This window comes from Saccharothrix ecbatanensis, assembly GCF_014205015.1.
Lineage (GTDB): Bacteria > Actinomycetota > Actinomycetes > Mycobacteriales > Pseudonocardiaceae > Actinosynnema > Actinosynnema ecbatanense.
This window is the reverse complement of the sequence record NZ_JACHMO010000001.1, coordinates 250,815-277,813: the sequence shown is the minus strand read 5'-3', so window position 1 is coordinate 277,813 and position 26,999 is coordinate 250,815. Positions and strand designations below refer to the sequence as shown.

The window sequence follows — 26,999 nt, the reverse complement described above, 5'->3', positions numbered from 1 at the left end:
CCTAAGCGCGCATCACCGTGGAAATCGGGATGCGTGCCGCGCGCAACGCCGGGACCAGACCGCCGAGGATGCCGGCCACCAGACCCGCGATCACGCCGGCGACGCCCGCCTGCCACGGGAACGCCACGCCTTCCAACGACGGGAAGCGTGAGCCGAACATCATCAGCGCCAGCTTCAGCCCCACCACGCCCGCGCCGATCGCCAACCCCGCTGTCAGCAGACCGGTCAGCAACGTCTCCGCCAACACGATGCCCGCCAACAACAACCGCGGTGTGCCCACGGCCCGCCGCAACGCGAACTCCTCGATCCGCTCGCCCACGGTCGCCAGGCCGACGTTGAGGATGCCCGCCACGCCGATCAGCAGCACGAGCGCCGCCATGCCGAGGAAGATCCATCGCATCAACGCGAGCTCGGTGGACATCTGCTTCAACGTCTGCACCGTGTTCACGTGAATCCGGTCTTCCGGTGTGCCGGCGGCGACCAGCCTGGCCCGCAGGATGTGCTCGACCTCGACCGCCGCCGGGGTCATCAGCACCTGGAGGCCGGGGCCGGAACTGGTGTCGCCGACACTGCTCACCGGCATCCAGTTCATCAACTCGTCGGTCCGGACGTACGCGGCGGGCTGGTAGCCGCCGTCGTCCACCACGCCGATGATCTGAGGTGTCGGGTTCGCGGTCGCGCCGTCGACCCGCATCTCCGCCGGCACGTGGTACCGGGTGAAGGCCTTCGCCGCCTCCTCGTTGAGGACCAGCCGCGGCGCCAGCGACGGCTCGCCGCCGAAGTCCAGCCACTGGCCCTGGGACGGGCGGAACGGCCGGAACTGGCGGATGTCGCCGGTCAGGCCGACGAGTTGCAGCTCGACCGCCTGCCCCTGCGGCGCGCCGGTGGTGCCGTCGTCCATGGGGTAGCACCCGGTCTCGTCGCACCTCATCCGCGGACCGCCGTAGCCGGGCTGGTCGATCGGCGCGCCGCCCTCGTTGATCGGCTTCACGCCGGGCTCGCCGATGATCGCGCGGGTGCCGGTCATGGCCACCGCGTCGGTGCGGCCCTTCAGCACCTCCAGCGCCACCGGGACGGTCTGGCCCTCCGGCGACAGGTACATCTGCCGGGTGCCGTCCTTGCCCTGCGACAACTCGATGTCCGCGAGCATGGCCCGGTTCGCGATCTCCGCGCCCGCCTGCACCACGACCACCGCGAGCACGCCGAGGAACAGGCTGACCATGGAGAGGAACGTGCGCAGCTTGCGGGCCCGGATGCCCTGGCCGCCGATGATCAGCGACGCCCGCAGCCGGCCGGACAGCCTGATCACGCGACCACCCGCTGCGCGGCCGGGCGGAGCAGCCCGTCGGACAGGTGCAGCACCCGCCCCATCTTCGCCGCGTGGTCCTGGTCGTGGGTGACCAGCACCAGGCCGCAGCCCAGGTCCGTGGTCTGGCGCAGCACCTCCACCACGAGGTTGCCGGTGTCGGTGTCCAACGCGCCGGTCGGCTCGTCGGCCAACAGGATCCGCGGCTCGCGCACGAGGGCTCGGGCGATCGCCACGCGTTGCTGCTCACCGCCGGACAGCCGCGGCGGCTTGTGCTTGGCCAGGTGGCCGATGCCGACGCGTTCCAACGCCGCCATCACCTTCACCTTGCGCTTGCGGCGGGGCAGCCAGCCCTGGCCGTTGACCAGCGCCATGGCCACGTTCTGCGCCGCGGTCAGGTGCTTGAGCAGGAAGAAGCGCTGGAACACGAACCCGAACTCGGCGCTGCGCAACGCCGCCGCCTTGCGCTCGGGGATCTTCGTGATGTCCCGCTCCCCCAACAGGTACTGGCCGCCGTCGGGCCGGTCGAACAGGCCGATCAGGCTCAGCAGCGTGCTCTTGCCCGAGCCGGAACGGCCCAGGATCGCCACGCTGTCGCCGGGGCGCACGATCAGGTCGACGCCCGCGAGGATGGTGCGCGGCTCGTCCTGGCCCTTGAGGGTCTTGGTCACGCCGGTGAGGTGGATCAGCGGCGGCTGGGACACCGGCGGCGGTGGCGTCGCCGGGATCAGGAAGGGTGACGTGGTCACTTCGACGGCCCCATCTCGGGGCTGCCCTGGCCGCCCGGCCCCGGCGGCAGGTTCGGACCCGGCACGGCCAGCGTCTCGTCGCCGGTCAGACCCGCCTTGATCTCCACCACCTTGCCGTCGGTGAGGCCGAGTTCGACGTCCTTGGTCTGCTTGGCGCCGTCCGGCCCGACCACGTCGACCTTGCCCTTGCCCTGGCCGCCCGCGACCGCCTCGACCGGCACGACCAACGCGTTCTGCGCGCTCGCCGTGACGAGTTCCAGGGTGGCCGCCGCGCCGTTGATCAGCTTCACGTCGGCGGGCGCGGTGCACACCAGGCGCAGGCCGGTCGGCTCGGACGAGTTCCGCGGTTCCTGCGGTGGCTGGGGAGCGCGCGGCGCCGGCGTGTTGGTGCCGGTGGGCTCGTTCTCCGACTCCGGTTCGGTGGGCGGCGGCGCGGGGACCGTGCCCACCGGGAGCGCCGCGATCGTGCCGAGCAGCGCGCACGGGAACGGACCCGGCCCGTTCTTGATCTGCGCCTGCACGGCGCCGGTCACGGCGTCGGTGATCTGGTACGCCTGCTCGCCGTCGATGTCCGCGACGATGCCGTAGCCCGCGAACTTCGCCGACGCGATCGGCATGCCGGCGGTGACCGTGGAACGGTCGTCCACCAGGCGCCCGCCGAACGTGGCGCCGGCGGGCACGTCCACGTTGGTGGGCTTGCCGTCCAACCAGATCGAGGCGATCCGGGTCGGCTTGGTCGGCGTGCCCGTCGGCTCGGCCACGTCCCAGTAGCGGACCTGGCCGGCGATCGGCGACACGATCCCGAACATCGGGTTCATGGTGACCTTGCCGGTCAGGCTGACCTTGTTGGACAGGTCCTGTCTGGTCGGCGTGGCCGTGGTCTGCACAGTGCCGCGCGGCGCCAGCTCAGGGCGGAGCGGCTCCTCTGCTCCGGTCGACGTGCAGGCGGCCGCGGTGAGCACCACCGCGGCCAGTCCGCACACGCGGACGAAGGCTTTTTTGGACACCGATCCCCCCAAAGCGAATCCCTATGCGGTCTCGCCAACTTACCCATAGGACGCCGGGGGAACGAACGGGGTTGCGTGCTGATCGGAAACCGGTGTCGTGCCGATCGGAAACCGGTGGTCAGGGCCTTCGTCGAGGTCAGGGAACGGCGTGCAGGTGGCCGTCCGCGCCGGCCAGGCAGCGGGCCGAGCCGGTGCCGGCGTTGACGAATTCGGTGACGCACCGGCCGAGTTCGTCGTGCCCGGCGGCGTTCGGGTGGAACGACTGCTGGGCCATGTGGATACCGATCGCGTCCAGGCCGCCGGACACCAACGCGTACGGGTCGACGGTCAGCCGCCGCTGCCACTCACCCGTCGAGCTGTCGCCCTTGCTGCACGCCTCGCGGTTCTCCGTGGCGCGGGAGAAGTCGAGGAACTTCACGCCGCTCCTGGTCGCCACGCCGCGCAGCGCCTCGGACAGCTGCGGAACGGCGACCGTGCGGCCGTAGCCGGCGTCGGCCAGGCGCAGCGGGCAGCCCTGCGGGCCGTGCCGGAACCGGTCCATCTTCTCGGTGACCGGTGAGGCGTAGGAGGTGAGGATCAGCTGGTAGGCCGAGTCGGTGTAGCCGGCCTGGGTCATCGCGGCGCGGACGTCGCGGAGCGCGTTCTCCACCTTGGGCGCCATCGCGGTGAGGCGGCCGGGCCACTCGCGTTCGAGCTTGGAGCGGCAGCTTGAGCCGAACGGGTTCACCCACGCGGCCACGCAGTCGACCATGGTGTCGGCGAACCGCACGTCGTCGTTCGCACCGACCTGCACGACGACCGCCGTGACCCGGTACTGGCGGGCGACGTCGATCAGCCTGCGCGCCTGGGAGCCTTCGGTGTAGTGGACGGTGTCGGCCAACGACACGTTCGCCGAGTCCGCGCCCGAGCAGGCCAGGTTGATCGTGCGGTCGGCGAGCTGCGTGCGGTGGATCAGGGCGCGGGTGGAGCGGTGGCACCAGTTGCCGTTCTCGCCTTCGGTGCCCGGCTCGTAGGACCCGGCGCCTTCACCGGAGATCGCGCTGTCTCCCAGCGACACCACCGCAGTCGGCCGGTCGTCCACCGCAGCGGCCGTGATCGGGACGGCGAGCAGCGACGTGCCGGCGAGCAAGAGGGCGCCCACCGCAGCGCCAAGCGTTTTCCGTGACACCGCGGACCTCCAAGGGTGAACCCGGTCGACCGAACGTCATCCGACCGTAGGGCTCGCGTAACACGGCGGACAACGTCCGATCGGCTGCTTCCCCGGTTCCTTCGGGTGTCCGCAGATCACGGACGGTCCACAAAGGAGCATGCGGTCACCCCCCAGGCGGCGAGCTGCTCCACACACGCCCCGCGCCACCTGATCCGCACCGGCCTTGCCCGACTTGTCCACCAAACGGCCGAGCGGCGGCCGCAGTCGGCCGGCGCGCCTTCCATCACGTCACGCAGCTCACCGGTGTCCCGGCCGCTGAGCCCGGCCAACGCCCGCAGGTCGTCACCGTCCTCGCCCGTCACCAGCCAATGCGCGGCCAAGCCGGGCGTTTGCGGTGAAATGCGTTCGAGGCGAACGCATAAACCGTCGCCGGCGGCGCCCCCTGGTCGCCGCCGGCGCCGGTGCTCACCGCAGGCGCTTGATCTCACCGCGGGTGCGGTAGAAGGAGCCGCCGGCCGACGTGACGACCTCGCTGACCAGGTACCGGGCGCCGGGCACGCGGATGTTCTTGGGGAACTGCACGCCCCACGTGCGGTCGTACCCGTCCGAGACGACGTGCACCCTGATCCGGCCGCCCTCCTGCACGCACTCCACGACGACGCCGTCGCCAGGGGTGACGTGCGTGACGACCTCGACCTCTGCGGTCGCCTCGACGCGGTCGATTGCGCCGGCCTTGATGTCCTGCCGCTGCGGGAGCTGACCCTGCTCGGCCGCGCGCACGGCCCCCGGGCTGGCGTCGAGGCACGCGAGCGAGCCGTCCGTCGTCACCAGGTAGAGCCGTTCGTCCCGGTACTGCATGGAGAACGCGGAACCGCACCCGGTGGCGAGCTTCCACAGCCGCGTCCCGTCGGCGGCGAAGCAGTACACGGAGGACTGGTTGTCGCCCGCGAACACGAACTCGCCGTCCGGTGACGTCGCGCAGGAGAACACGGCCGCGTCGCAGCGGTAGTCGCCCGTCTTGCGCCCGTCCGACTTGGCGAACCGGTGCACCCACCCCCGACTGGTGCCCGCGAAGACCTCCGTGCGCTCCTGCCAGCCGAACAGCACCTCTCCGGTGGTGTCGGCGTGCCACGCGCGGTGGCCCCGGCCGGTGTAGTGGGTGACGCCCCGGGAGTGACCGTGGAAAACGCCCTCCGGTGCGCAGCGGACCATCCAGGCGCTGTCACCCGAGGCCGGGCACGACCACTGGAACTCGTCCTCGTGGTCCACCACCGTCACCCGGCCCTGCCGGTCGGACACGCCGAGCACGCCGTCGTGGATGTCGAGCCAGTAGATGTCGACGTCCTCGGCGATCTCGTAGGCGACCCGGGGCACCTTGGCGCCGAGGTCGTACACCTGCCCGTCGTCACACCCCGCGTAGATCCAGAAGTCGTCGGCCACGATGCACTTGACGGCGTCCGGCAACCCGAACCGCCCGGTGACCCGGCCGTCGTGGGTGAGGGTGTAGACGTCGCCCTTCTCGTTGCCGACCCAGGCCTGGTCCTCGCCGATGAAGATCCCGAACGCCGGCGCACCGGAGGCGAACCGCCACAGCACCGGCGCCTGGTGCGCGGTCGAGCGGGTGCTGACGATCTGCCGCCGGCTCACCGCGCGACGCTGGCGCATCCCCTTCACGGCGGGGGCGTAACCCCGGCGCACCTTCTCGCCGATCTTCTTCTCGGCCGCCTTGAGCGCCTTGGCGTGGTCGGCGAAGCTCGCGCTCCTGACCTGCCCCTGTTCCCCGATGCGTCCGTAGGTGATGGTGACCTCGGTGTCGACGACCCGCACTTCGTAGAACTTGTGCGCGCCGCCGCCCGCCTCGGACAGCTCCAGGTACGTCGTGGCAGACATGCGGTTGCTTCCCCCTTCACGTGATCTACGCAAACGGTAGCGAGCCCCACCGACAATTCCGCTTGCGGCCCGGCGACCAGCGGTTACGTCAGCCGGGGGCCATGGAGAGGTGCCAGAACCCGGCGTAACGGCCACCGCGGCGCAGCAGCTCGTCGTGGCTGCCTTCCTCCGCGATCCGCCCGTCGTCCAGGAAGACGACGCGGTCGGCGCGCTGGACGGTCCGCATCCGGTGCGCCACCATCACCACCGTCCGGCCCGCCATCAGGCGCTCGATGCCCTCGTGCACGGCGGCCTCGTTCACCGGGTCCAGCGCGGAGGTCACCTCGTCCAGCAGCACGATGGGCGCGTCCTTCAGCAGCGCCCGTGCGATCGAGACGCGCTGCCGCTCGCCACCCGACAGCAGCGCCCCGCCCTCGCCGACGTTCGCGGCCCACCCACCGGGCAGCCGCTCGACCACGTCGTCCAACCGCGCAGCGGTCGCCGCCGCCCGCACCTCGGCGTCCTCGGCGTCAGGACGGCCGAGCCGCACGTTCTCCTCGATCGTGCCGTCGAACAGGTAGACGTCCTGGAAGACGAAGGCGATCCGCGACATCAACACCTCGGTGTCGATCGAGCGCACGTCCACACCGCCCACGCGCACCGCGCCCGCGTCCACGTCGTAGAACCGGGCGATCAACTGGAGCAACGTGCTCTTGCCCGCACCGGACGGTCCGACAACGGCGAGCCGCTGCCCCTCCGGCACGGACAACGACACGTCGCCGATCACCGTGCGGTCGCCGTGTCGGAAGGCGACGGAGTCGAACTCCAGGTCATGGCTTTCCGGCCGCACCGGTTCGCGGGCCTCCGGCAGCGTCCCGGTGCGCAACACCGCGTCGAGCCTCGCCAACTCGGACCGCGCGCCGCGGAGCTTGCCGCCGATGTCCGCCAGCGACAGCAAAGGATCCGCGCAGCGAGCGGCCAGCACCAGGATCGTCAGGACCTCCGCCGCGCCGATGGTCCCGCCGAGCGCGAGGTAGGCGCCCAGGACCAGCAACCCCGTGAACACCGCCTGCACCGCGAGCGTCAAGCCCACCGCGCCGGGCAGTGCCGACAGCAGGGAACGGCGGGACGCACGCTGGACTTCACGCAGCGAGTCGTCCAGCAGTCGGAAGCGCTCGACGGTCCGACCACCGGCCCGCAGCACCGGCTGGGCCTGGAGGTACTCGATGACCCGCCCGGTGGCGTCGTGGTCGCGTTCCGCGCGCTCCGCGTCGGTGGCGGCCATCGACCGTCCCGCCCAGAGCTGGATCGCCGCCACGACCGGTGCGGCGACCAACGCGGCCAGGCCCATCTGCCAGTTGACCGCGAGGATCACGGCAACGATCGTCAGCGGTGTCACGCAGGCGAAGATGAACGGCGCCAACAGATGCGCGATCACGCCCATCGCCTGGAGGACGCCCTGACTCGCCAGCACCGACACCTCGCCGACACGACGGGCGTTGTACCAGCCGAGCGGCAAGCGGGCCAGGTGATCGCCGAGGCGGTAGTACATGCCGTGCAACAGCGTGGTCCCGGCGCGGAAACCGGACAGGTCGCCGAGGTAGCGCAGCACCGCGTAGACCGCGACCGCGGCCCCGAACGCGATCAGCCAGGGCCACGCGTCCGCAGGCGTGCTGCCGAACAACGCGGGCAGCACGGGAATGAGTAGTGCGTAGGACAAACCCTCGGCCACCGCGGTCGTCGTCATCAAGGCCACAGTGCGACGCACGGGTTGGGCGTACTCGCGTCCCAGCACGCGCAACAGCATTCGGATCATCGGGACACGCCTCCGGTGGTCTCGTCGGCCGTCGCCGAGCGGTGGGATTGCCAGAACGCGGCGAACTTCCCGCTCTGCGCCAACAGATCGGCGGGCGTGCCGCGCTCCACGATCGACCCGTTCTCCAGCACCACCACGGTGTCGGCGTCGGCGACCGTCTCCAGTCGATGGGCGATGACCAGGATCGTCCGATCGCCGGCCAACGTCGCCAGCGCCCGGCGCACCGCCTGTTCGGTCTGCGGGTCGGCGAAGGCGGTCGCCTCGTCCAGCACGAGGACGGGCGCGTCGGCGAGCAGTGCGCGAGCGAGCGAGATCCGCTGCGCCTCCCCACCCGACAGCCCGGCGTCCTCGCCGATCACGGACTCGTACCCGCGCGGCAGTTCGAGGATTCGTTCGTGGATGTTCGCCAGGCGGGCGGCGCGCACCACGTCATCGAGGTCGGCGTCGGGCACCGCCAGCGCGATGTTGTCCGCGACCGAGGCGCGCAGCAGCGAGGTGTCCTGGAAGACGAAGGAGACCATCCGGTAGAGCTCCTGGCTGCCGAGCTCACGCAGGTCCACGCCACCCAGGAGGACCGAGCCGTGGGTCGGGTCGAAGAACCGCGGCAACAGCTGGACCAGCGTGGACTTCCCGCTGCCCGACGGCCCGACGATCGCGGTGACCGTGCCCGGTTCGAGCACCAGGTCGATCCCGCGCAGCACCTCGTGATCGGCTTCGTAGCCGAATCGGACGTCGCGCAGTTCCACCCGGTGTCCCTGTGGCGCGACCGGGTGCGCGGGCTCCGGCAGCGACGGCACCGCCAGCACGTCCCGAATCCGCCCGACCGCGCGTCGTGCGGCTTGCAAGTCGTCGAAGCCGTGGCCGAGAGCGGCGACCGGAGCGGTCAAACCCAGTCCCAGCAACAAGAACGGCAGCAGGTCGGCCGGAGCCATGCCACCGGTCGTGATAAGCGACGCGCCGCCGATCAGCACGACCAGCAGCACGAACGGCGGCGACAGCGCGACCTGCATCCCCGCGGCGATCCCGGAGAGACCGCGCACCATCCGGTAGAAGATGCGGACGAAATCGTCCACGGCCGTGATGAATCGACGGTGGGCGCGCTCACCTCCGCCGAACGCCTTCACCACCGAGATGCCCCGCACGAACTCGACCACCGAACTCGCGATCCGCCCCATGGCCACGTCGAAGTCCTTCTGCTCGCGCAGCCGGGTCGGCGTCATCATCAGGGGCACGAGCGCCACCGCCAACGCCACCGGTGTCAACGTGATCAGCGTGAGCCGCCAGTCGATGGTGAACAGGTAGATCAGCGACGCCAGCGGCACCACGAACGCCGAGACGAGTTCACCGGGGGCGTGGGCGATGAACGGGTGCACGGCGCTCACGTCCTCCCCCACGACCTTGGCCAGCTCACCTGTCCTGCGGCGGGAGAACCACCCGATCGGCACGCGGCCGAGTCGTGCGGCCAGTTGCCTTCGGAACGAGAGTTGCACCTGGTCGTCGAGCGCGTGCCCGATCCCGGACGACGCGGCCGTGAACAGCAGTCGGACGAGCAAGCCGACCGCGCCCGCGATCACGACGAACCGGACGTGAGCGTGGTCGACGGGGCCGGGCGACAGCAGGGTGCGGCCCAGTTCGACCACCGACAGCAGCGGCGCCAGGCCGGCGACCGCGCCGATCACCTGGAGGATCACGACAGTGGCGAAGGTCCACCGGTAGGGGCGCAGCAGCCTGGTCAGGCTCGGTCCGGCGTCGACTTCCGGTGACGTCATTTCTCTCCCACCTTCGTCGACTTCGTCTTGAGGTGAGCGCCGAGGAACTCGGTGATCTCCGTCCGGGCGGCCTTCGCCTGCGGCGCCAAGCCCGGCATGCCGAGGAACGCGTGCGGCGCTCCCGGGTGCTCGGTGAGCCGCGCGGGCGTGCCGGATTCGAGCAGCCTTTCGGCGTAACGGCGGCCGTGGTCGGCCAGCGGGTCGAGAGTCGGCACCACCACAAGCGCCGGCCCGTCCAGGTCGTCGGCTGTCATCGCCGACCAGTCCGGCTCCCTCAGCACGGCGTGCAGCAGCCGGATCCCCCACGGCTGCCGTTGACTCACCTCGTTCATGTCCCCCCTCGGGCATTTTCGCTACCAATGGTATCGATACCGATCGTAGCGCAATTGGCTATCGTGTAGCCATGACCCGAGGGACCACCTCAGCGAGACCGCCCGGCCGCCCGCGCGCCGGCATCGACGCCGTGGTGTTCGCCGCCGCGTTGAGGACGGTCCACGAGCTGGGCTACACGGGCGCGACGATGGATCGCATCGCGGCGGCGGCGGGAGTGGCGAAGACGACGCTCTACCGGCGTTGGCCGTCGAAGGGCGCGCTGATCGCGGACTGCCTCATCGACGCGTTGGGCCCGGTGCCGTTGAAGGGCGGCAGTCCACGGGAGGACATCTCGTCGGGCATCATCTGGATCGCGGCGAAGATCGGCGAGCCGGGGGTGGGTGCGGCGTTCGCGGGCCTGTTCGTCGACGGCGTCAGTGATCCGGCCCTGCGCGAAATCCTGTCCACGCGGGTGCAGGACCCCTACCGGGTCGCGCTCCAGGAGGCTCTCGGCGAGCCGGAGCACCGGGTGCTGCTCCTCATCGACACCGTCGTCGGAACCCTGCTCCACCGGATGGGCATGACCGGTGAGCCGATGGTCGACGCGGACGTCGCCGCGCTGACCGAGATGGTCCTACACCACTTCGCGGACTCCTAGTGGCGCCTGGTCGTCTTGCCGGCGCACCATCTCGTTGATCCAGACGGGCGCGAACGGGGACGTGCAGTTCGGCGCGGTCGGGTAGTCCTTGAGCACCTCCAGGCGCTCACCGATGGCGATCGCGCGGGTGCGGTGCTCGGGGTGTTCGATCCCGATCTGGGCCAGGCAGTGGTTCATCGCCCACTGGAGGCGATCGGGGGCGTCGCGCATCTCCGCCTCGATGACGTCGAGCAGCCCTACAAGGTCCAGGCCCTCGGGCTTCTTGGCCACGCGTTCGGTGGTCAACGCCCAGCCCGCGCTCGCGACCACCGGATCCGGGTCGGCGAACCACGTCACACGCAGCTCTTCGGCGTACGGGCCCTTCTTCACGACGTAGTTCACGAGCCAGTCGTGCACCTTGGGGGCGCGCGCCTCACGCAACATGGCGTCCAGCTCGTCGCGTTCGAACGCCTTCGGGCGGCAGATCAGGATCGCCAGCAACCTCGCCGCGGTGTCGTTGGTCGCCCAGAGCCGGCGCGCGAGGTCCTGCTGGGTCTTCAGCCGCTTCGCGATCGCGCGCAACTTGCCGAGGTTCACCCCGTGATCGTCACCGTGCTTCTCGTTCACCGCACGCATCTTCGGGTCTTCGAGCGCGGCCAACTCGACCATCACCTCGGCCACCGTCGTCTCAGCCACCTCGACCCTCCCCGTCACCGGCGACTCATCCCGAAGGACGGAGTCGCGTGGATGCCCGTGCCGTATTCATACCTCAGACCGCCTTCCTCGATGAACCGAGCCGCGTGCGGCAGCACAGGATGGGAACCGATCTTGTCGACGGCCATCCGGCGAACAGCCCGGTTGAGCCGGCCGGACGCGCTTGTGACCGCCGGCCAATTCCACTGAGCGGGGTCGCCGAGTCGCGGCAAGGTCGCGGACCACGCGGCGGCGCGCTTCTCCGTGTTGTGGTTCGCATGACTCCATCGCAGCTCGTCTGTCCCAGCCGGACCGCCGTGGTAGAGCTGGACGAGCCCCCAGGCTTCACAGCAGTAGCGGAAGGTGGCGTCGCCAAGCGCTCCTGGCCGCAGATCGATTCGCCTCGCTACGGGAGCCGGTCCCGAACCGGTGACGAACAACGCCAAGTGCCGTCCCTGTCGGCCGCCTGGAACCTCCGTGGCGGCGTGGAACTCGCGCAACTCGCGGTCCGGCTCCGAGTCGGACTCGAAGACGCGGAACAAGCCGAGATCGAACACCACCCCCAGGACCGCGGACCAGTCGTCGCCGGCAGCGTAGAAGTCGAGGTTCGGCATGTTCCCACTATCCACCCGGGTGGATCGGTGTCGGGGCGGGGGACGTGGGTGTGGTCGAAATCCGGATGCGGCAGGTTCTGCCGGCGTCCTACCCTGGTGACCGTGATGCAGCACCTGTACTTCCTCTGAGGGACGACGCCTCCGCCGGTACCGCGAACCCGCGCTACCGGAGTTCGTCCTTTCTGCTCATCACCTCTTGTCGGAGGCAGTCCCTTCATGTCGTCCCACCTCTCACCTGCCCTTGTGCGCTCGGCGCACGTTCGGATGTCCGGCGTCCACCTCTCCTTCGGCGGACGGCCCGTGCTCGCCGGTGTCGATCTCGTCGCCGCCGCCGGTGACCGGGTCGCGGTCGTCGGCGAGAACGGTCGCGGGAAGACGACCCTGCTCCGGGTCCTCGCCGGCGACCTGCCCGTCGACCTCGGCGAAGTGCACCGCGCGGGCTCTGTCGGGGTTGCGGACCAGCAGATCCCGCTCGGCCCCACCGACACCGTCGGCGCGCTGATCGACCTCGAACTGTCCGCCGTGCGCAGTGCGCTGACCAGCTTGGACAAGGCCGCCGACGCGTTGACCGACGGTCGTCCTGGCACGGATGACGCCTACGCCGCCGCGCTCGCCGAAGCCGAAGCGCTCGACGCGTGGGACGCCGACCGGCGGGTCGAGGTCTCGCTGGCCGCGCTGAACGCCGTGGACGACCGCACCCGCCCGCTCGGCGCCCTCTCGGTCGGCCAGCGCCACCGGGTGCGGCTGGCCTGCCTGCTCGGCGCCGGCCACCCGGTCCTGCTGCTGGACGAGCCGACCAACCACCTCGACGCGGACGGGCTCGACCACCTCACCGAACGCCTGCGCGCCCACCGGGGCGTGGTCGTGCTGGTCAGCCACGACCGGGCGTTGCTCACCGACGTGGCCACCACGGTGGTCGACCTCGACCCGTCCAGCGACGGCCGGCCACGGGCGTACGGCGGCGGCTACACCGCGTACGTCCAGGCCCGCCGAGCCGAACGTGCCCGCTGGGAGGCACTGCACACCGAGCAGGTGGCCGAGCAGCAGCGCCTGGCCGACGACCTGTCCGCGGCGCAGAACCGGCTGCGCGACAACTGGCGTCCCGCCAAGGGGCACGGCAAGCACACCCGCGCCACCCGCGCGCCCGGCCTGGTCCGCGCCGTGCACCGACGCCAGGAGGAGCTGAGCACGCACGCGGTGACGATCCCGCCGCCGCCGACCCGGTTCGCCATGCCCGAACTGCCCGAACACCACAGTGCGACTCTGCTGCGCGCCACCGACGTGTCCGTGGCCGAGCGGCTTGCGCGCCCGGTCGACGTCGCGCTGGACTCCAGGGACCGGCTGGTGGTCACCGGACCCAACGGCGCGGGCAAGTCGACGCTGCTGGCAGTGCTGGCCGGCGACCTGGAACCCGACACCGGCACCGTCACCCGTGCCAGGTCCGTGCGGGTCGGGCGGTTGGGTCAGGAATCCGACCTGCCGGGCCACCGCACGGCAGTGGAGCTGTACGACGCCCGGTCAGGCGTGCACGGGCCGGCACTCGACGAGTTGGGCCTGCTGGACAGCTACGACCGGCACCGTCCGGTGGCCGAACTCTCGGTCGGCGCCCGGAGGCGGCTGGACCTGGCCCTGGTCCTCGCCACCCGGCCGCACGTGTTGCTGCTGGACGAGCCGACCAACCACCTGTCGGCCACGCTCGTGGACGAGCTGACCGCCGCCCTCACCTCAACCCCGGCCGCGGTGGTGATCGCCACACACGACCGGCAACTGTTGCGGGACACCGAATCCTGGCCACACCTGGCGCTGTGAGCCCGAGGTTTCACCAGTCCAGCGGGGATGTCGCGGGGTGGAGGACCGCGATGTTGTCCGACGAGTGGTCCAAGGTGCCGTTGTTCGCGTCCCCCAGCACGACTTGAACGCTCGCGGTAGCGGTGTGGAAGGTGATGTGCGGACACCAGAACCCGGAAAGCCCACCCTCCCAAGGGTAGTAGTGCAGCTGGACGTCGGTGACCGGAGCCTCGGCCAGGGGCGCCCAGGTATCGCCGCGGTCACCGACGCTCCAGATCGCCACGTCCACCTCCGGGTTCAAGTAGGCGTCCAGCATGGCGACGTTCCGCAGCCCGATCCCCTCCTGATCCCCTGGCGGGTCCCAGGTCAGCGAGAAGACCAGGCCCGACTCGGTCTCGAACTCCACGCCGTGATCCACGGCGTCGAACCCGTCGTAGCGCCAGGCGGGGTCCTCCCACTCGGCATCGCCGTCGATGAACCGCGGGCCTCCGTCGACCGATTCGGGGCGGAAGTCCCCACGCCGGTAGTCGATCATGTAGTAGCGGACCGCTCTGATGCGGTGACCCGCCAACCGCCTGACGTGTCGACGCCGTTCCTCGACCTCGTCATCCGTCGCCGCCCACGACCACGGCTCCCGCTCACCCGACGTCTCCGCACCCACGTCGCCATTCTTGTGTCTCACGGCAGCTCACGCGCTCGCGTAGTAGGAATTCACCGCTGGTTGGCCGGTGTAGTTGGGGCCGGCTTGATCGTCGGCGCCGAGGTACTGGAACGGCAGACTCGCCTGCCGGTGTCCGGTGCACTCGACGCGGCGACGGCGGGCGTCGTAGTCGAATCCGGCCGACCTCAGCGGCTCGGTCAGCCGGCGGCGCAACGGGCGGCCCTCGTCGGACAGGACGGCCGCGAGATCGAGGTTCGCCACCAGGAGACCATCGGCGCTGAGCCACGACGCCGCACGGGTGAGGACGTGCAGCTTGTCGCCGACGTAGTGCAGGCCGTGGACGCAGGTCACCAAGTCGTAGGAGCGTTGCAGGGCAAGGGAACCCGCCGATGCCGTCACGAACTCCACCCCGGGGTGCGACGGACCGGCGAAGAAGTCCACGAGGTCGACACCGGTGATCCGCAGCCTCGGGTCGTCCACCAGGCGTGCGCACTCCAGCAACGCCTTGCCGGCGCCACAGCACAGGTCCAGCCAGTCGAACGCCTCGGCTCCACCGGACAACCGGTCTGTGATCATCTTGACCACGTCGATGCCGAGCTCGCGACCGTACCCGTTGGAGCCGGTGAGCCCGCGTTCACGATTCATGGCGCAGTTCGCGACCACCGAAGAACGTTCCAACGCCTGGTCGTCCAGCAACCGAGCCATCATCAACCCTGGGTTTCGCTGAAAGGACTCACAGCGGAGGACGAGAGATAGCGAATACCGCTTCTTCCCACTCTCAATTTATATCGCACCGGGGGGCTTGCGGCAAGGCCCGGGGGATGCCGCAGAATCCTGCGCCGTGGCCTCGACCTGCGAGAATGGGTGTAGCGAATGGTGTTTGGCGACCGACGACCGCGCAGCGAGGAACCGGTGACGGACGTCGACGTGATCATCGTGGGCGGCGGGCCGACCGGTCTGATGCTGGCCGCTGAACTGCGACTGGCCGGAGTGCGACCACTCGTCCTGGAGCTGCGGCCACAGATCCGACAAACCCCGAAGGCCAACGGGCTGGGCGGCCAGATTTTGCGGCTGCTGCATTACCGGGGCCTGCTCGACCGGTTCGAAGCGGCCTGCGCCGGACCCGCCCACCCGGCTCCCCGCTACCCGTTCGGCGGCGTGCACCTGGACTTCTCGCACCTGGCGGATCCCCCACTGCGCGGCCTGACGCTGCCGCAACCGGAACTCGAGCGCCTGCTGGACGAACGCGCACGCGAACTCGACGCCGACATCCGCCGCGGCCACGAGACGGCCGGCGTCCACCAGGACAACGCCACTGTGACCGCCGACGTGCGCGGCCCGGACGGGACGTACCAGGTGACCGCCCGATACCTGGTGGGCTGCGACGGCGCGCGCAGCGGAATCCGCGACATGGCCGGCATCCCGTTCCCCGGCACCACCTACCCGGAGGTCAACCGGCTGGGTCAGGTCGCCTTGCCCGATTCGTTGACCCGGCGGGACAACGGCGACCTGGACGTCCCCGGACTCGGCACGATCCAAGCGGGCGCTTTCACCCGGACGGACCGCGGGGTCTTCGGATTCGGGTGGCTCACCCCCGAGGTCGCCCTCATTTCCACCACCGAAGAAGAATCCACCGAAATCGACGACGACGCGCCGATGACCCTGGCCGAACTCCAGGACAGCATCCGCCACGTCCTCGGCGCGGAACTACCGCTGGGGCAACCGATTCGGCTGTCGCGCTACCAGTTCCAGGCCCGACTCGCCGAACGGTTCCGCGACGGGCGGATCATGCTCGCCGGGGACGCGGCCCACCTCTTCCCCGCCACGGGCGTCGCCCTCAACGCGGGCATGCTCGACACGGTCAACCTCGCCTGGAAGCTGGCCGCCGACATCCACGGCTGGGCGTCGCCCGACCTGCTGGACACCTACCACCACGAACGCCACTTCGCCGGCACGCGCACCCTGCTCCACACCCATGCCCAAGTGGCACTGAGGCGCGGACAGGACGCCGCCGCCGACGCGCTGCGGGAACTCTTCGTGGAACTGGTCGCCGACGAGCAGCCGTCGTTCCGCGTGGCGTCCCTCATCGCCGGCACGGACATCCGCTACCAGCTGCCCAGCCCGAACGAACACCCGTTGACCGGCACGTTCGCGCCCGACCTCACCCTGCACACCGACCACGGCACGACCAGCGTCGCGGAACTCATGCACGCCGCACGTCCCGTCCTCCTCGACCTCGCCGACCGCCCTGACCTCCGCGAGACCGCCCGGGACTGGGAGCACCGCGTCGACGTCCACACCGCCAAGCCCGACCACCGCCCAGCCGACGCGCTGCTGATCCGCCCGGACGCCCACATCGCCTGGGCCGCAGCCCTCGACGAACCCGCCAACACCCTGAGGGAAGCACTCACCCGCTGGTTCGGGACCCCTGAAAGCGGCGGGCTCAGGTAGGTGCGGGTTCGGTGTGGACGATCACCGCGGTCAGCCGGGGAACCGCTCGTTTGAGGTGGTCCTCGACCTCGTGCGCGATGCGGTGGGCCTGTGCGACGTTCAGGCTCGCGTCCACCGCGATCGCCAACTCCGCCCGCAGCACGTGGCCGGTCCACCGCATCCGCACCCGGTCGGCCCGCACCACGCCTTCCACCTGGGCGGCGGCTCGTTCGGCGAGGTCCACCGACGCCGGGTCGACCGCGTCGAGCAGGCGGCCGAAGACCTCGCCGGCGGCGTCACGGAGAACGAACAGGATGGCGACGGTCATGCCCAGGCCGACGATCGGGTCGGCGGCCGGGAAGCCCAGGGCCACCCCGATTCCGCCCAGCACCACCGCCAGTGACGTGAAGCCGTCGGTGCGGGCGTGCAGCCCGTCGGCGACCAACGCGGCCGAACCGATCTCACGGCCGATCCGCATCCGGTAGCGGGCGACCAGCTCGTTGCCCAGGAACCCGATCACACCGGCGGCCACCACGACCCACACGAGCCGCACCGGCTGGGGGTCGAGCAGTCCGCGCACCGACTCGTACCCGGCGTACACGGCCGACGCGGCGATCACCAGCACCACCACGACACCGGCCAGGTCCTCCGCACGTCCCAGGCCGTAGGTGAAGCGGCGGGACGCGGCACGGCGGCCCAGCACGAACGCGATGGCCAACGGGACGGAGGTCAGGGCGTCGGCGAAGTTGTGGACGGTGTCGCCCAACAGCGCCACCGAGCCGGTGATCAGCACCAACACCGCCTGGGCGGTCGCGGTGACGAACAGCGCGACGAACGAGATGACCAGCGCTCGTATCCCGCGCTTGCTGCTCTCCAGCGCGCTGTCGACGCGATCGACCGAGCGGTGGCCGTGCCCATGACCGTGGCCATGGCCGTGCCCTTGAGAGTGCGCCTTGTTCGTCACGTTTGTCAGCGTACCTGCGCACTCATGCAGATACGCAAGTAGGTAGGCTTGCGTCCATGCACACCGCGCTGTCGGAGTTCGACATGCCCAACGACGAGCAGGTCCACCTGGCCGCCGAGTCGTTCCGCCTGCTGGCCGATCCGACCCGGATCAAAGTCCTCTGGGCGCTGCTCCAGGGCGAGTCGTCGGTGGCCTGCCTCGCCGAGCTGGCCGGCGCCGCGCCGACCGCGGTCAGCCAGCACCTGGCGAAGTTGCGCCTGGCGGGCCTGGTGAAGGGCCGGCGCGAAGGGACGTTCGTCTACTACTCCGCCGCCAACGACCACGTGAAGTCCCTGCTGGCGCAAGCACTCTTCCACGCCGACCACGTCGACCGCGACATCCCGCCCGCCGACAACGCCGAGCAGGAAGTCGCGCACCACAAGCGCTGACAACCGATACGGTGATCGCTCCGCCAAGGAACCGGGGGGCGACGTGACGGTGGAGTTGTTCGACCCGCACCAGGCAGACGCGAAGGACCTGGCCGGGTACTACCGGGTGGTCCACGCGAGTCACCTCGTGGACGAACCGGACGAGCCGGCGCCGACCTACGAGGACGTGGTGGAGCGGTTGCGCAACCCGTTCCCCGGCGTCGGCCCGGCCGGGCACTGGGTGGCGCGGGACGCGACCGGCATCGTGGCGTTCGGGTACGCGCGGTTCCCCGAGGCGGAGAACGGCCACATCGCGGTCGCCACGGTGGTCGTCCACCCGGAGTCCCGCCGACGGCGCATCGGCACGCGCCTGCTGAGCGCGATGCTCCCGCACTTCCGCGACCACGGGCGCACGGTGATCGAGGACTGGCGGCTCGTGGAAGGCGGCACGGCCGCGAACTGGGCGCACAGGCTGGGCTTCAAGACCGTCCGGGCGCTGGCCGTGCAGGCGTTGACGGTCGCAGAGGCCGACAGAAACCGCTGGCCGATCGACCTACCCGAGGGCTACCGCGCCGAACGGTGGATCAACTCCGCGCCGGACGGGGTCGTCACGTCCTACGCCGCCGCACGGAGCGCGATCCACGACGCGCCAATGGGCACGACCGAGTTCCAGCATCCGGAGTGGACAGTCGAGAAGGTCCGCGAGACCGAAGACGAACTACGCCGCGACAACGTCGAGCAGCGCGTAGTAGTGGCCGTGCACGAAGCCACCGGCGAGGTCGCCGGGTTGACCGAGATCGTCCTGCTCCCCCACGGCCCCCGCACCTCCTACCAAGGCGACACGGCCGTACTGGACGAGCACCGGGGCCACGGGCTGGGTCTGGCCCTCAAAGGCGTGATGGCGCACTGGCTGGTGTCCGACCACCCCGAGCTGGAGCGCATGGAGACGGTCACCAACGCCGACAACGAGCACATGATCCGGGTCAATCACCAACTCGGCCTTACCACCGTGCGCACCGAACTCGTCGTCGCGCACGACATCGAGACCCTCATCGCCCGCCTCACGGGCTGACGGGTCAGCGCGCCGTCAGGAGCTCGTCGTCGGGCACGAGGTCCAGTTCCGACACCCACTGCGCCACGACGGCCGGCTCCGGCCACACCGGGCCGCGCAGCCTGGCCAGCACGAACGGCGGCTCGGCGCTGTCGCTCTCCACCGCGATCGACCAGCCGCGCTCCTCGTCCCACAGCAGCGCCACGTCCCGGTCGGCGAAGCCGGGCAGGTGACCGTCCAACGCGAGATACGCGCCGAGGCAGGAGCCGTCCGCCTGAACGCACGAGCACTCGCCGCTGAACCCGAGCGCCCTGGTCACCTCCGAGACGTACGCGAGCAGTCCGCGCACCGCGTCGTCGTCATCGAAATCCCAGTCCACTACGCACCACCGTCCCCACCCCCATAGACCCCGGAGCACGCCGCCTTGCGCGACGCGCTCCGGGGTAGCCCGATCAGGCAGGTTTAAAACACGGAAGCGGGAATTTCGAGGTTCAGGGCCGAGGCGTGAGGACCGCGATGCCGGCGATGTCGTCCAGGTACTCCGCGGTGAAACCCCCGCTCACGGCCTCCGTCTCGGCCAGCACGACGGTCACGTCGTCCAGCACGTCGGAGTCGTAGTTCAGCGCGCTGAACGGCACGTCCTTGATCTGGAGCAACGATCCCGACAACGGGGTGATGTCACCGGTGCCGTGGACGTCCTCGACCCGTTTGAACTCGCGCGCCCCGTCCCGGTCGTCGAACTCGACCCAGGCGACGAACACGACGATCGCGCCACCCCTGTCGTCACTGAGCGTGAACAACATCCGGTCGAGTGCTACACAGGGTGTAGCCGCCAGCAGCTCCCGCACCTGCCCGAACGAATGCGGAACGCACTCGCCGTCCGAACGCGTCGCCCGGTCCACCACGCGCAGGCCCGTGTCGCTCCAGATGTCGTCCGGATCGGGCAAGCCAACTCCCCCGGCGACGACCGCACCGGTCAGCGCCGCGGCCGCGATCAGCCCGCCGGTTCCCACGAGCCGCCTCCTCCGCCGCCGACCGGTACCCCTCCCAAACTGGTACCCGGTTCGACGGTAACTCCAACACCGCCTAGAAGGCCCGGATCACCGCGGCCATGTCCTCGGCGCCCTCGCCCCGCTCCTCGGCGGTCAGGTACAGGGAGTGCAGCACGCGCATGAGCCGGTCATCGGCGCCGACGACGTCCAACGCCGACACGACCAGCTCGCTGTCCTTGACCGCGCCGTCGACCCCGAACGCGGGCACGAAGTCGCCGTCGATCATCGCACGGCCCTTGACCTGCGCGTACGTGCTGTCGGCCAGGCCTCCCGCGATGGCCTCCAGGAACAGGTCCGGGTCCAGCCCGAGGCCTCGGGTCAGCGCCACGGCCTGGGCGGTGGCGGCGGTGATCGACAGCACCCACGAGTTCGCGGCCAGCTTGAGCCGCTGCCCGTCCCCCGGACGCTCGCCCGCCCACACCGTGCGGATGCCGATGGCGTCGAACACCGGCGCGACGGACGCCCGCAGCCCCTGGTGCCCGGCCGCGAGGACCGTCAGCTTGCCCTGCTCCGCCGGCGCACGACTGCCGAGGACCGGCGCGTCCACGTACGGCACGCCGTGCTGGGCGGACAGCTCGGCCAGCCGTTGACCGCCTTCGAGGCCGACCGTGGCGCACTGCGCCCACACCGACTGTGCCCGCACCGCCGGCAGCGCCTCGGTCATCACCGCGCAGGTCGCGTCGGCGTCGAACAGCATGGTCAGCACGACGTCCGCCTCGGCGACGGCGGTCTTCGGGTCGTCGGCGACCACGGCGCCGTCCTCGGCCAACGCGCGCGCCTTGGCCACGCTGCGGTTCCACACCACCACGTCGAACCCGGCCCGCAGCAGGCTCCGCGCCATGCCCGAACCCATCAACCCCGTGCCCAGCACCACGACGACCATGGGCACCAAGATCCCATCGCGGCACGGACGCCGCAGCGCGAAGTGGCCGCGGTGCGAAGGTTCAGTCGGTCCGGGCGACCCGGGCGTGCAGCCGTTCGCGGATCTCCTCCGGGGTGTAGGCCCGCCGTTTGCGCTCCGCGCGCGCGATCACCACCCCGGTCGCCGCGACACCCGCGACACCGGCCAGGCCGAGCAGCTTCCACCAGCGCATCTGCCTAGGCTACCGGGATGGCGGGAACGAAGATCGGTCTGGACGAGGCGGTCGAACTCACCCGAACCGGCGACGTGTGGCTGTTCCGCGGCAGCTCGGCGGCCGACCGCGCGATCCGGGTCACGACGAACAGCCCGGTCAACCACGTGGGCATGACCGTGGCGGTGGAGGACCTGCCGCCGCTGATGTGGCACGCCGAGATGGGTCGCACGCTGCCGGACGTGTGGACCGGCACCCACCACCGCGGCGTGCAGCTGCACGACCTGCGTGACGCGGTGCTGGTGTGGGCGCGGAAGTACGGGCAGCGGGCGTGGCTGCGGCAGCTGGACCGTCCGACGACCCGCGAGGAGGACGACGCGGTGCTGAAGACGGTGGCGGTGCTCAACGGCACCCCGTTCCCGTCGACGGCACGGCTGGCCACGAGGTGGTTGCGCGGCCGGGTGCCGAACCTGCGGAAATCGTCCGACGCGACGCTGGAGACCGCGTACTGCGCCGAGGTCGTGGCCGTGACGTACGAGGCGATGGGTCTGCTGCCCGTCGGACGCCGGGCGAACTGGTACGACCCGGGCCGGTTCTGGAGCGGTGACGAGCTGGACCTCTCGGGCGGGGCGCGGTTGGGCGAGGAGATCGCGGTGGAGATCCCGGCCTGAGGCAAGGCCCTTTCCGTTAAAACAGGCGTGGAGATCGTCTCGCCGACCTACCATCCACCCGGTGATCAGACGTGCGAGCGTGGCGTTGGTGGCGGTTCTGCTGACCGGGTGCGCCGCCGAGGCCGACGTGACGCAAACGCCGCCGGCGACCGGACTGCTCGGCGCGCTGGCGGGCGTGCGGGCGACCGACGAGTCGTCCCTGCTGGTGGAGTACGGCGACGTGGCGGCGATCCGCGCGCTCGTCGAGCGGGACGCCACGCGTTTCCGCACGCTGCAGGGCTACGGGTATTCCGACCTCGCCGGGCGCAGCCGGCTGCTGCCCGACCTGGTCGGCTTCGACCCGGCCCAGGCGAACACCGCACTGCGGGTGGGGCAGTCGCCGAAGTGGGCCGCCGTGCTGCGGATGGACGTCGACGTGGCCGCGGTGGACGCCAAGATCGCGGCGCTGGGCGGCAAACGTGCCGGATCGGGCACCTGGAGCACCGCCGAGGACGGCGAGGTCGACCTGGACGGCGCGTTGGCGAAGGCCGGGATCGTGACCGGGTTCCAGCACATCCGGGTGGATCCGGGCTCGGTGGCCCACGCCCCCACCGGCGCGACGTTGAAGTGGATCACCGAGCCCGCGGGCGACCGGTCGCTGGCCGCGGACCCGATGATCGGCGAGCTGGCCCGGTGCCTCGGCGACGTGTCGGCCGCGGTGATCAGCAAGCCGACGAGCGGGCTGCCGCTGGCGGCGGGCGTGCGCACGACCCCGGCGGGCGAGTCCACCGAGGTCGTGTGCGCGCCGGACGAGAACCCCAATGCCGCCAAGGACATGGTGATGACCAACCTCGAAACCGGGGCCTGGCCGACGGTGCTGGTCGGCGCGACGGTCGAGCAGCCCGCCGACCAGACCGGCATGGTGCGGGTGCTCGCGCCGACCGCGCCGGACGCCTGGGCCGGTCGGGGGATGATGGCCTTGCAGCACGGCGACCTGGCGGAACTCTTCAGCTGAAACCCCGCGTCAGCCGGAACACCGCGCCACCTGGAACCCCGCGTCAGCCGGGTCGCTGCGCCACCTGCTCGCGGCGGGCCGCGACCGAGGAACCCGATTCACGTCGGGCCATGCGGCGCAGCACGATCGGCGCCAGCACAAGTCCCACCACGGCCCACGCGCCGAGCGCGAGCACGGTTTCCAGGTGCCGCCAACCGCCACCGATCTCGGCCACGGCCAACGCGTCCGGCAGCAGGGCGGACCGGAGACCCAGCCCCAGCCAGTACAGCGGGAACACCTGGCCGACCACCTCCAACCACCCCGGCAGCGCGGTGATCGGGTAGAACACGCCCGACACCGCCACCAGGCCCATGATCGGCAGCATCACGAAGCCCAGGCTCTGGGCGTTGCCGAACACCGCGCCCAGGATCGCCCCGATCGGCAGCGTGGCGAGCAGCCCGAGCAGCAGCACCCAGGCCAGCGTCACCCACGTCGACACCCGGCCCGGTTCCAGGCCGTCGAACACGAACACCGCCGGCGCCAGCATGAGCGCCAGCACGGCAACCGTCAGCGCCGCCTTGCCCAGCACCTTGCCGACCACGTACGCGAGCATGCCGTTCGGCGTCGCCTTGGCCCGCAGCAACGTGCCGTCCTCGCGGTCCATGGTCAGCGCCATCGCCAACCCCATCAGGCCGGTGAACACGGCGTTCATCGCGAGGATGCCGGGCACCGACTGCGCGCCCAGCGAGAAGTCCACGCCGGGCAGCGGTCCGTCGCCGAACGCGTGCATCACCACCAGCGCCACCACCGGCAGCCACAGCCAGCCGATCAGCTCGCCCGCGTTCGTCATGGTCTGCCCGAACTCGATCCGGCCCCGCCGCACACCGGCGCGCAGGGCCACCACACGGGGGTTCACGCGGTCACCTCCTCGGACTCGCGGACCAGCGCGAGGTAGACGTCTTCCAGGGCGGCGCGACGCACCTCCAGGTCCTCGACGGCCTTGCCGTGCTCGGCGAACAACTCACGCACGTACCCGGTGGAATCCGTCAGGGACAGCACGTGCTCCTCGCCGTCGAGGCGGTACCGCACCTCGGCCTTGCCCGCGATCCGGGCGGCCAGCTCCGCCGCCGTGCCGTCGGCCACCACCCGGCCGGACACCAGGATCACGATGCGGTCGGCCAACTTCTCCGCTTCGGTCAGGTCGTGCGTGGTGAGCAGGATCGTGGTGCCGGTCAGGCGGCGCACCAGCTCGTGGAACTCCCGCCTGGCCTCGGGGTCGAAGCCGACCGTCGGCTCGTCCAGGAACAGCAGGTCCGGCCGCCCGACCAGGCCGACCGCGACGTCCAGCCGCCGCCGTTGACCGCCGGACAGGGTGCCGATCCGCTTGTGGGCGTGGTCGGTGAGGCCGACGACGTCGATCAACTCGTCGATGTCGAACACGCGCTCGCGGTACGGCTCGTAGAACATGCCCAGGTAGGACAGCAGCTCGCGCACCCGCCACCGCCCGTGGTCGCGCCACGATTGCAGCACCACGCCCAGCCGCGCCCGCCACGCCTCGTCGCCGTCGTCCGGGTCGACGCCGAGCACCCGCACGTCACCGTCCGACCGTCGGCGGAAGCCCTCCAGGATCTCGATGGTCGTCGTCTTGCCCGCGCCGTTGGGGCCGAGCAGCGCCACCACCTCGCCCTGCCCGACGGTCAGGTCGACGCCCTTCAGCACGTCCGTGGAGCCGTACCTCATGCGCAGGCCGCGCGTGTCCACAACCGACGGTTTTCGCTGGTTGTCGTTGTTTTGCATGGCTTCAACCGTATCGTTGAAGTCCGTAGTTGAGACTTTTGACGAATGGCTGGCCGCTGACCTTGAGAGGCCGGTGCGTAACCTTCAAATCGCCGTTGAACCCGACCGGTCGGGAGGCCGACCCGTGCGGACGCTTCGCCCCGTGGATCTCGCCCGCGCGGCGGGCATCTCGGCCCAGCAGGTGCGCAACTACCTGGACGCCGGGGTCCTGCCGCCGGCCGAGCGGTCCCCGGCCGGTTACCGGAGGTTCGGCGAGCGGCACCGGGAGGCGTTGCTGACGTACCGGGTGCTGGGTCGGGGTTACGGGTGGGACGCGGCCAGGGCCATCATGCGCGCGGTGCACGACGGATCGCCGGCCTTGGCGCTGGAGCGGGTGGACGCCGTGCACGCGGCCGTGCACGAGCAGCGGCAGGCGTTGCGGGCGACGGCGGAGGCGTTGACGGCGGTGGCCGGGCTGCCACCGGACAGCGTGCCGCGGACCGGCCTGCGGGTGGGCGAACTGGCCGCACGGCTGGGCGTCCGGCCGTCGGCGCTGCGGGTGTGGGAGTCCGCCGGCCTGCTGGCCCCGAAACGGGACACCGACCGCTACCGGCGCTACGGCCCGACCGACGTCCGCGACGCGCGCCTGGTGGCGACGCTGCGGCAGAGCCGCTACCCGCTGCCCGCGATCAAGCCGATCATGGACCAGTTCCGCGGTTCAGGCGGCACCGAGGCGTTGCGGGCCGCGATCACCGCGCGGGAAGCCGACCTGACCCGCCGGGCGATGGCGATGCTCGACGCCGCCACCGCGCTCCACAAGTACCTGGGCACGCCGTGATCTACGCGGTACGGTGGAAGCACACCGCCTCCCGTCACGCCGTTGTGATCATCGGAGGTAGCAGTACATGAGGTATCTCTTACGTGTCGGCGCTGTGCTCATGGCGGTCGCGCTGACCGCCGGAACGGTGGTCGGCACCTCGGCGGCCAGACCGTCACGCGTGGACAACCCGTACGTCGGCGCCAGCGTCTACGTCAACCCGGAGTGGTCCGCGCGCGCCGTCGCCGAACCGGGCGGCGCCGCCGTCTTCGACCAGCCGACCGGGGTGTGGCTGAACAACATCCAGTCGATCCAAGGCTCTAACGGCCGGTTGGGCCTGCGCGACCACCTGGACGAAGCCCTTAGCCAGAACGCCGGCGTCGTGCAGCTCGTCGTGAACGACCTGCCCGGCCGGGACTGCGGTCGCATGGCGTCCAACGGCGACCTGGGGCCGTACGACCTGCCGCGGTACAAGCAGGAGTTCATCGATCCCATCGCCTCGATCGTGGCCGATCCGAAGTACCGGCGGCTGCGGATCGTCACCATCGTGGAACCGGACTCGTTGGGGTACCTCGTCACGCACGTCTCGCCGCGCCCGTGGGCGACGGCCATGTGTGACCTGGTCAAGGCGAACGGCGCCTACGTGGAGGGCATCGGGTACGCGCTGGCGAAGCTGGACCGGCTCTGGAACGTCTACAACTACCTCGACATCGGCCACCACGGCAGCCTCGGCTGGTCGGAGGACCGCCCGACCGCCCGGGACGTGCTGGCGCGCGCCGCCACCTCGGGTGGCAGCACGAAGGCGAACGTGCACGGCTTCATCGCCAACGTGGCCAACTACTCGGCGTTGCGGGAGGAGTTCCTCGTCAAGACGTCCATCAACGGGTCACCGATCCTCCAGAGCAGGTGGGTCGACTGGAACGACTTCGTCGACGAACTGTCCTATGTGGACGTCGTTCGCCGCGAGCTGGTGGCGGCGGGCTTCAGCCAGCGCGTCGGCGTGCTGATCGACACGTCCCGCAACGGCTGGGGCGGCCCGAACCGGCCGACCGGACCGGGCCCGGAGACCAGCGTCGACGCGTACGTCGACGGCGGCCGGATCGACCGGCGGCTGCTGATCTCCAACTGGTGCAACCAGGTCGGCGCGGGCCTCGGTGAACGGCCGGTCGCGGCGCCCGCACCCGGCATCGACGCGTACGTGTGGATGAAGCCGCCGGGAGAGTCGGACGGGGCGAGCATCCGGCTGCCGAACGACGAAGGGCTCTTCAACCCGATGTGCGACCCGACGTACGACGCCGGGTGGGGCGCGCCGCGCCCGACCGGTGCGTTGCCCGACGCGCCACAGGCAGGGCACTGGCACTCGGCGCAGTTCCGGGAGCTGCTGCGCAACGCCCACCCGCCGCTGTGATCAGGT

The 26,999-nt window shown here is 70.7% G+C and carries 29 protein-coding genes; 9 read left to right on the top strand and 20 right to left on the bottom strand.

The annotated features are described in order from the left end of the window. Position 1: 1 nt before the first annotated feature. From F4560_RS01230 to F4560_RS01190, 9 genes are all read right to left on the bottom strand, one after another. Entirely contained in the window at positions 2-1,309 is a 1,308-nt protein-coding gene (locus F4560_RS01230; RefSeq protein WP_312868049.1) for an ABC transporter permease, read from the bottom strand. Beyond that, positions 1,306-2,055 (bottom strand): ABC transporter ATP-binding protein, encoded by a 750-nt coding sequence (locus tag F4560_RS01225; RefSeq protein ID WP_312868047.1) that lies wholly within the window; start codon positions 2,053-2,055, stop codon positions 1,306-1,308. Before F4560_RS01225 ends, F4560_RS01230 begins: the two co-directional genes overlap by 4 nt. Continuing rightward, complete coding sequence (locus F4560_RS01220) at positions 2,052-3,062, bottom strand: efflux RND transporter periplasmic adaptor subunit (RefSeq protein ID WP_312868045.1); 1,011 nt, start codon at positions 3,060-3,062, stop codon at positions 2,052-2,054. Before F4560_RS01220 ends, F4560_RS01225 begins: the two co-directional genes overlap by 4 nt. Before the next feature lie 136 nt (positions 3,063-3,198). Further along, the gene (locus F4560_RS01215) at positions 3,199-4,203 is read right to left on the bottom strand and encodes a GDSL-type esterase/lipase family protein (RefSeq protein ID WP_184915000.1); all 1,005 of its coding nucleotides are present in this window, start codon (positions 4,201-4,203) and stop codon (positions 3,199-3,201) included. Positions 4,204-4,346: 143 nt separating this feature from the next. Continuing rightward, the gene (locus F4560_RS01210) at positions 4,347-4,574 is read right to left on the bottom strand and encodes a hypothetical protein (RefSeq protein ID WP_184914998.1); all 228 of its coding nucleotides are present in this window, start codon (positions 4,572-4,574) and stop codon (positions 4,347-4,349) included. 103 nt (positions 4,575-4,677) lie between these two features. Next, entirely contained in the window at positions 4,678-6,102 is a 1,425-nt protein-coding gene (locus F4560_RS01205) for a WGR domain-containing protein (protein WP_184914995.1), read from the bottom strand. An 88-nt stretch (positions 6,103-6,190) separates the two neighbouring features. Then, complete coding sequence (locus tag F4560_RS01200) at positions 6,191-7,897, bottom strand: ABC transporter ATP-binding protein (protein ID WP_184914992.1); 1,707 nt, start codon at positions 7,895-7,897, stop codon at positions 6,191-6,193. Further along, positions 7,894-9,666 (bottom strand): ABC transporter ATP-binding protein, encoded by a 1,773-nt coding sequence (locus F4560_RS01195; RefSeq protein WP_184914989.1) that lies wholly within the window; start codon positions 9,664-9,666, stop codon positions 7,894-7,896. The genes F4560_RS01200 and F4560_RS01195 overlap by 4 nt, the downstream gene beginning before the upstream one ends. Further along, the gene (locus tag F4560_RS01190) at positions 9,663-9,998 is read right to left on the bottom strand and encodes an alpha/beta hydrolase (protein WP_221483288.1); all 336 of its coding nucleotides are present in this window, start codon (positions 9,996-9,998) and stop codon (positions 9,663-9,665) included. Before F4560_RS01190 ends, F4560_RS01195 begins: the two co-directional genes overlap by 4 nt. A 71-nt stretch (positions 9,999-10,069) precedes the next feature. Between F4560_RS01190 and F4560_RS01185 the strand changes: the two genes are divergently transcribed. Then, complete coding sequence (locus F4560_RS01185; RefSeq protein ID WP_184914987.1) at positions 10,070-10,636, top strand: TetR/AcrR family transcriptional regulator; 567 nt, start codon at positions 10,070-10,072, stop codon at positions 10,634-10,636. Here F4560_RS01185 and F4560_RS01180 read toward each other — a convergent pair. Continuing rightward, positions 10,613-11,284, bottom strand: coding sequence for a DNA alkylation repair protein (locus F4560_RS01180; protein WP_184928818.1), 672 nt, complete (start codon positions 11,282-11,284; stop codon positions 10,613-10,615). The two genes, F4560_RS01185 and F4560_RS01180, sit on opposite strands and share 24 nt — an antisense overlap. A 41-nt stretch (positions 11,285-11,325) precedes the next feature. Continuing rightward, entirely contained in the window at positions 11,326-11,922 is a 597-nt protein-coding gene (locus tag F4560_RS01175; RefSeq protein WP_184914985.1) for a hypothetical protein, read from the bottom strand. Between the two features lie 216 nt (positions 11,923-12,138). Between F4560_RS01175 and F4560_RS01170 the strand changes: the two genes are divergently transcribed. Beyond that, positions 12,139-13,731 carry an ABC-F family ATP-binding cassette domain-containing protein gene (locus F4560_RS01170; RefSeq protein ID WP_184914983.1) on the top strand — a complete coding sequence of 531 codons (1,593 nt, stop codon included), beginning with the start codon at positions 12,139-12,141 and terminating at the stop codon, positions 13,729-13,731. A gap of 10 nt (positions 13,732-13,741) precedes the next feature. Here the strand turns inward: F4560_RS01170 and F4560_RS01165 are convergent, their stop codons facing one another. Both F4560_RS01165 and F4560_RS01160 read right to left on the bottom strand, forming a co-directional pair. After that, positions 13,742-14,392: a hypothetical protein gene (locus F4560_RS01165; protein WP_184914981.1), complete on the bottom strand. Its 651-nt coding sequence runs from the start codon at positions 14,390-14,392 to the stop codon at positions 13,742-13,744. Between the two features lie 6 nt (positions 14,393-14,398). Continuing rightward, on the bottom strand, positions 14,399-15,079 hold the full coding sequence (locus F4560_RS01160; RefSeq protein ID WP_184914980.1) for a class I SAM-dependent methyltransferase: 681 nt from the start codon (positions 15,077-15,079) through the stop codon (positions 14,399-14,401). 204 nt (positions 15,080-15,283) lie between these two features. On the opposite strand from F4560_RS01160, the gene F4560_RS01155 reads away from it, so the two are divergent. After that, entirely contained in the window at positions 15,284-16,822 is a 1,539-nt protein-coding gene (locus tag F4560_RS01155) for an FAD-dependent monooxygenase (RefSeq protein WP_184914978.1), read from the top strand. Here F4560_RS01155 and F4560_RS01150 read toward each other — a convergent pair. Continuing rightward, complete coding sequence (locus tag F4560_RS01150; protein WP_312868036.1) at positions 16,815-17,765, bottom strand: cation diffusion facilitator family transporter; 951 nt, start codon at positions 17,763-17,765, stop codon at positions 16,815-16,817. The genes F4560_RS01155 and F4560_RS01150 overlap by 8 nt on opposite strands. Before the next feature lie 56 nt (positions 17,766-17,821). On the opposite strand from F4560_RS01150, the gene F4560_RS01145 reads away from it, so the two are divergent. Together F4560_RS01145 and F4560_RS01140 are read left to right on the top strand one after the other, a co-directional pair. Then, positions 17,822-18,193: an ArsR/SmtB family transcription factor gene (locus tag F4560_RS01145; RefSeq protein WP_184914975.1), complete on the top strand. Its 372-nt coding sequence runs from the start codon at positions 17,822-17,824 to the stop codon at positions 18,191-18,193. Between the two features lie 43 nt (positions 18,194-18,236). After that, positions 18,237-19,244, top strand: coding sequence for a GNAT family N-acetyltransferase (locus F4560_RS01140; protein ID WP_184914973.1), 1,008 nt, complete (start codon positions 18,237-18,239; stop codon positions 19,242-19,244). Between the two features lie 4 nt (positions 19,245-19,248). Here the strand turns inward: F4560_RS01140 and F4560_RS01135 are convergent, their stop codons facing one another. From F4560_RS01135 to F4560_RS01120, 4 genes are all read right to left on the bottom strand, one after another. Further along, positions 19,249-19,602 (bottom strand): DUF6292 family protein, encoded by a 354-nt coding sequence (locus F4560_RS01135; RefSeq protein ID WP_184914970.1) that lies wholly within the window; start codon positions 19,600-19,602, stop codon positions 19,249-19,251. Between the two features lie 112 nt (positions 19,603-19,714). Next, positions 19,715-20,236, bottom strand: coding sequence for a hypothetical protein (locus F4560_RS01130; RefSeq protein ID WP_184914967.1), 522 nt, complete (start codon positions 20,234-20,236; stop codon positions 19,715-19,717). Positions 20,237-20,309: 73 nt separating this feature from the next. Further along, complete coding sequence (locus tag F4560_RS01125; RefSeq protein ID WP_184914963.1) at positions 20,310-21,158, bottom strand: NAD(P)-dependent oxidoreductase; 849 nt, start codon at positions 21,156-21,158, stop codon at positions 20,310-20,312. 61 nt (positions 21,159-21,219) lie between these two features. Then, positions 21,220-21,369, bottom strand: a complete 150-nt coding sequence (locus tag F4560_RS01120) for a hypothetical protein (protein ID WP_184914960.1) — start codon at positions 21,367-21,369, stop codon at positions 21,220-21,222. Between the two features lie 17 nt (positions 21,370-21,386). Between F4560_RS01120 and F4560_RS01115 the strand changes: the two genes are divergently transcribed. Both F4560_RS01115 and F4560_RS01110 read left to right on the top strand, forming a co-directional pair. Further along, positions 21,387-22,019 (top strand): hypothetical protein, encoded by a 633-nt coding sequence (locus F4560_RS01115; protein ID WP_184914957.1) that lies wholly within the window; start codon positions 21,387-21,389, stop codon positions 22,017-22,019. 61 nt (positions 22,020-22,080) lie between these two features. Further along, positions 22,081-23,013: a hypothetical protein gene (locus tag F4560_RS01110; RefSeq protein WP_184914954.1), complete on the top strand. Its 933-nt coding sequence runs from the start codon at positions 22,081-22,083 to the stop codon at positions 23,011-23,013. A gap of 43 nt (positions 23,014-23,056) precedes the next feature. Here the strand turns inward: F4560_RS01110 and F4560_RS01105 are convergent, their stop codons facing one another. Together F4560_RS01105 and F4560_RS01100 are read right to left on the bottom strand one after the other, a co-directional pair. After that, positions 23,057-23,908 carry an ABC transporter permease gene (locus F4560_RS01105; RefSeq protein WP_184914951.1) on the bottom strand — a complete coding sequence of 284 codons (852 nt, stop codon included), beginning with the start codon at positions 23,906-23,908 and terminating at the stop codon, positions 23,057-23,059. After that, entirely contained in the window at positions 23,905-24,789 is an 885-nt protein-coding gene (locus F4560_RS01100; RefSeq protein ID WP_184914949.1) for an ABC transporter ATP-binding protein, read from the bottom strand. The genes F4560_RS01105 and F4560_RS01100 overlap by 4 nt, the downstream gene beginning before the upstream one ends. A gap of 142 nt (positions 24,790-24,931) precedes the next feature. On the opposite strand from F4560_RS01100, the gene F4560_RS01095 reads away from it, so the two are divergent. Both F4560_RS01095 and F4560_RS01090 read left to right on the top strand, forming a co-directional pair. Then, positions 24,932-25,606: a MerR family transcriptional regulator gene (locus F4560_RS01095; protein ID WP_312868027.1), complete on the top strand. Its 675-nt coding sequence runs from the start codon at positions 24,932-24,934 to the stop codon at positions 25,604-25,606. Between the two features lie 67 nt (positions 25,607-25,673). Further along, a complete protein-coding gene (locus F4560_RS01090) occupies positions 25,674-26,993 on the top strand; it encodes a glycoside hydrolase family 6 protein (protein WP_184914943.1) in 1,320 nt (439 codons plus the stop codon). The last annotated feature ends 6 nt before the right edge of the window (positions 26,994-26,999 follow it).

What these genes read in the sequence shown, in the direction of transcription:
- F4560_RS01205 (WP_184914995.1), bottom strand. Translation starts at nt 6,102, where the DNA reads ATGTCTGCCACGACGTACCTGGAGCTGTCCGAGGCGGGCGGCGGCGCG.
- F4560_RS01200 (WP_184914992.1), bottom strand. Translation starts at nt 7,897, where the DNA reads ATGATCCGAATGCTGTTGCGCGTGCTGGGACGCGAGTACGCCCAACCC.
- F4560_RS01195 (WP_184914989.1), bottom strand. Translation starts at nt 9,666, where the DNA reads ATGACGTCACCGGAAGTCGACGCCGGACCGAGCCTGACCAGGCTGCTG.
- F4560_RS01190 (WP_221483288.1), bottom strand. Translation starts at nt 9,998, where the DNA reads ATGAACGAGGTGAGTCAACGGCAGCCGTGGGGGATCCGGCTGCTGCAC.
- F4560_RS01185 (WP_184914987.1), top strand. Translation starts at nt 10,070, where the DNA reads ATGACCCGAGGGACCACCTCAGCGAGACCGCCCGGCCGCCCGCGCGCC.
- F4560_RS01180 (WP_184928818.1), bottom strand. Translation starts at nt 11,284, where the DNA reads ATGGTCGAGTTGGCCGCGCTCGAAGACCCGAAGATGCGTGCGGTGAAC.
- F4560_RS01175 (WP_184914985.1), bottom strand. Translation starts at nt 11,922, where the DNA reads ATGCCGAACCTCGACTTCTACGCTGCCGGCGACGACTGGTCCGCGGTC.
- F4560_RS01170 (WP_184914983.1), top strand. Translation starts at nt 12,139, where the DNA reads ATGTCGTCCCACCTCTCACCTGCCCTTGTGCGCTCGGCGCACGTTCGG.
- F4560_RS01160 (WP_184914980.1), bottom strand. Translation starts at nt 15,079, where the DNA reads ATGATGGCTCGGTTGCTGGACGACCAGGCGTTGGAACGTTCTTCGGTG.
- F4560_RS01145 (WP_184914975.1), top strand. Translation starts at nt 17,822, where the DNA reads ATGCACACCGCGCTGTCGGAGTTCGACATGCCCAACGACGAGCAGGTC.
- F4560_RS01125 (WP_184914963.1), bottom strand. Translation starts at nt 21,158, where the DNA reads ATGGTCGTCGTGGTGCTGGGCACGGGGTTGATGGGTTCGGGCATGGCG.
- F4560_RS01120 (WP_184914960.1), bottom strand. Translation starts at nt 21,369, where the DNA reads ATGCGCTGGTGGAAGCTGCTCGGCCTGGCCGGTGTCGCGGGTGTCGCG.
- F4560_RS01115 (WP_184914957.1), top strand. Translation starts at nt 21,387, where the DNA reads ATGGCGGGAACGAAGATCGGTCTGGACGAGGCGGTCGAACTCACCCGA.
- F4560_RS01100 (WP_184914949.1), bottom strand. Translation starts at nt 24,789, where the DNA reads ATGCAAAACAACGACAACCAGCGAAAACCGTCGGTTGTGGACACGCGC.
- F4560_RS01090 (WP_184914943.1), top strand. Translation starts at nt 25,674, where the DNA reads ATGAGGTATCTCTTACGTGTCGGCGCTGTGCTCATGGCGGTCGCGCTG.